The sequence below is a fragment of the uncultured Blautia sp. genome, assembly GCF_902497045.1.
In the GTDB taxonomy this organism is placed as follows: Bacteria; Bacillota; Clostridia; order Lachnospirales; family Lachnospiraceae; genus Blautia_A.
The window spans coordinates 1-3,334 of record NZ_CABVDF010000266.1 but is presented as its reverse complement, the minus strand read 5'-3'; the positions used below and the strand labels follow the sequence as shown (position 1 = coordinate 3,334).

Sequence of the window (3,334 nt, the reverse complement as noted above, 5' to 3'; positions counted from 1 at the left end):
ACAAAACAGGACGAATATTTTTGAAATCTTCGGGCGAAATGTAGAAAAATGTTGAATGATAATATGAAGTATGATAAAATATGCACATATTTATTAGATGAGATCCATTTGAGATCCATATTTTGAGAGGAGGATTTCTATGAAGCGAACTAGAACATTATTTAGAAAAATCACCGCAGCCGCAGCGGTTTCTGCGTTGCTTTTTTCGAGTTCCGGTACAGTTTTGGCAGCTTCTTACCAGGAGGCAGAAAAGGCCGCCCTTTCCCAGTTTATTAAAGGCTTTTCTTCATATTGGGACGTTGTGATGGAAGACCAGGAAAAGGCTATGGCAGGAACTAAGGCTGTTATGACGCTGAAGCTGGAAGATGGAGGCAAAACCCTTTTAAGTGCAGCTTCAGGAGGAATGGATTTTTCCTGGCTGAATATTCTGACTATGGACATGACAGCTGCTGTAACAGAAGGAAAAGAAATTGTTAATGGAGCAATCCTTCTTAATGATTCTCCGCTTTGTAATATGAATATGTATATGGATCTGAATGAACTGGTGGAATACTTACAGATTCCGGAGCTGTCGGAAACATGGATGAAGATGCCGCTTCTGGATTCTCTGGAGATATCAGAGGAAGAGCTGGCACAGACATTTGAAAGTGAAGAGGAAATGCAGGCGTATATGGAATATATGGAAGCATACAAAGCTTCTATGAAAAATAATTTTAAGGTTCTCTCTGATCTTACTTCATTCCTTCCTGATACGGCAACAGTTTCTGCTCTTTTGGACCGCTATGGAAATATTATTATAGACAGTACTGCAGAAGGAACTTCTTCTGAGGAAACGATTTCGGTAGAAGGTATCAGCGAAGACTGTACCGTATATGAATCTCAGATAACAGAAGCAGGCGTTCTTTCTATGATGAAAAATATCCTGACAACAGCAAAAGAAGATCAGGAATTAAAAGGACTTCTTGATAAATGGTCAGAAACAAGTGGGGAAGATCTGAATGCACAGCTTCAGACAAATGCAGATGTTCTTCTTGCAGACCTTACCGGAGAAGGTTCTGATGCAGCTGTTGTTACCTCAAAGGCATGGGTGAATGCAGATGGAAAGATCATTGGAAGAGAAATAAGCGCAGAAGATGAAACCGGAAGCATTCCTGTATTTACCTGGAAAAATCCATCCTCAGATGAAAAATCTGCTTTATTTATTGAATTTGGAGCAGGAGAAGAGACCATGACCTTTACCGGAACAGGACAGTCGTCAGAGGGACTTCTGAATGGTGAATATGTCTTCGCAGTAAATAGCGTGAAGATGCTTGGGATAAAAGCAGAGAATCTGGAAACACACCCGAAGGTTCCGGGATACTACAATGGAAAGATCGGTGTTTCTGTCCTTGATGCCGGAACAGAAGAAGCGCCTAATCCTCTGGCAGCTTTTGGACTTGATATAAATGTTGCATCAGATGCAGAGGCAAAGACCAATCAGGTGGATTTCACTGTAACAAATTCCGGAGCAGCTCTTGTTACTTTATCTGTAAATGGAGGCTACGCAGATGCCAGTGTATCCGCACCGGAACAGGCAGTTCTTGACGCGTCTCTTGATATTACGGAAGAGGGAGCTGAGACTTCTTATATTCAGGGAATGGACTGGACGGCAATCCTTGATAATGCATCTGCAGCCGGTGCTCCTGCAGAACTTGTAGGAGCCTTTGATCAGATGATCCAGCAGGCAGTGGACAATGCATTGAACCCGCCTCAGGAAGAAGAGATTACAGAGACTGAATCCGCAGCCGATGCTGCAGCATAATACTGCTGTATATAGAAGGCGTATGATAAATAAAGGTTAAAGTAAAAAGGATATCCGTTTGACAGAGTCTGATCTGTCGGAGGATATCCTTTTTTGACGGATATGTTATTAATCCAGTTTTCTGCTGATTCGATGAAAAGTAAAATAGAAAACAATCCCTTTGGCAATGGAACTTAAAGTCAGTGCCCACCAGATACCCGTCAGTCCAAGAGGTGTTTTTGTGAGCATCAGAGCAAGGGGAATCCGTGCTCCGGTAAGGAGAATACTGATAATACTGCAGATCTTAGTCTGTCCAAGACCGGAAAGAGCGCCTATGGTCAGCATTTCTACACACATGAAAGCCTCTCCTATTCCGATAATGATCATATATCCCACGGCAATTTCCAGAACTTCCGGTTCGTGGAAGAAAAGGGAAGAGATCTGTCCTGGAAACAGAACAAATGCAGCAGTAACGATCAGACCCCATGTAACCATGATACGAAGAGAAACCCGATATCCCTGACGGATGCGGTCATTTTTTCCGGCTCCGTAATTTTGTGCAGTAAAGGAATTCAGGGCCGCAGCAAATCCGTCTGCTGTATTCCAGGAAATGGATTCGATCTGCCCTCCTACCCTTTGAGTAGCGACAGCTCCTGGTCCGAAGGCAGAAACCATACGCGTCAGGAACATGGAGATCATACAGTATAGAGTCCCCTGAAGAGCGGTAGGCACGCCAATCCTGCAAATGGAATGGTAGATTTTTTTGTGGCTGATGGAAAATAGATGTATTTCCCTTAGTACATTTTCCTTATTTCTGCCTAAAAAGATCCCGGCTATCATTACCAGCATAACGACCAGCTGGGCGGAAACAGTCGCAATGGCTGCTCCCATAACTTCCAGACGCGGAAAAAAGCCTGTGCCGAGGATCAGGAGAGGATCCAGGATCATATTCATAACCAGTCCTATCAGGTTTGCAATAAACGGAGTTTTGGAATCTCCCTGTGCAGTATAAAGACCTGTTAAAGTGTAATTCATATAGGAAAAAATGATAAGTCCACAGGTGATCTTCATGTATTTTACTGCATGGGAATAAGTTTGAGCATCCTCCAGATGAAAGAAATCCAGAAGAGGCTCGGTAAAAAGAAGGCATACAGCAGAAAAAATAAATGCAAAAATGCAGGTAAGCTGTATAGAGGCGGAAGCATAGTCCGCAGCAGTTTTTGCATCATTGCGGCCGCAGCTTTGTGCCACATTAACCTGTCCGCCCATACGGGCAAGAGAGCAGAGACCCTGTGACAGCCAGACATACATTCCTCCCATACCGACTCCGGCTACAGCTTTGGAACCCAGTATTCCAATCCAGGCCATGTCCGTAATGTTGTAAGCAGTTCCTAAAAAGGCAGATGCCATGATGGGCAGTGCCAATTCTGCCAGTGTTTTTAAAATGGGACCATTGGTGAGGTCTATCTGATGTTTTTTGCTCATAACAGTTCATCCTTGTATTAAAAAAATTACATGCCATTCTATCTTAATCAATAATGAATAAGATAGAAA

The 3,334-nt window shown here is 43.1% G+C and carries 2 protein-coding genes; one reads left to right on the top strand and one right to left on the bottom strand.

The window, feature by feature from the left end; genetic code table 11:
• The first annotated feature begins 139 nt into the window (after positions 1-139).
• Positions 140-1,801, top strand: a complete 1,662-nt coding sequence (locus tag RDS42_RS13505) for a hypothetical protein (RefSeq protein ID WP_308784112.1) — start codon at positions 140-142, stop codon at positions 1,799-1,801.
• Positions 1,802-1,909: 108 nt separating this feature from the next.
• Here the strand turns inward: RDS42_RS13505 and RDS42_RS13500 are convergent, their stop codons facing one another.
• Entirely contained in the window at positions 1,910-3,265 is a 1,356-nt protein-coding gene (locus tag RDS42_RS13500; RefSeq protein ID WP_308784111.1) for an MATE family efflux transporter, read from the bottom strand.
• Between the last annotated feature and the right edge of the window lie 69 nt (positions 3,266-3,334).

What these genes read in the sequence shown, in the direction of transcription:
- RDS42_RS13500 (WP_308784111.1), bottom strand. Translation starts at nt 3,265, where the DNA reads ATGAGCAAAAAACATCAGATAGACCTCACCAATGGTCCCATTTTAAAA.
- RDS42_RS13505 (WP_308784112.1), top strand. Translation starts at nt 140, where the DNA reads ATGAAGCGAACTAGAACATTATTTAGAAAAATCACCGCAGCCGCAGCG.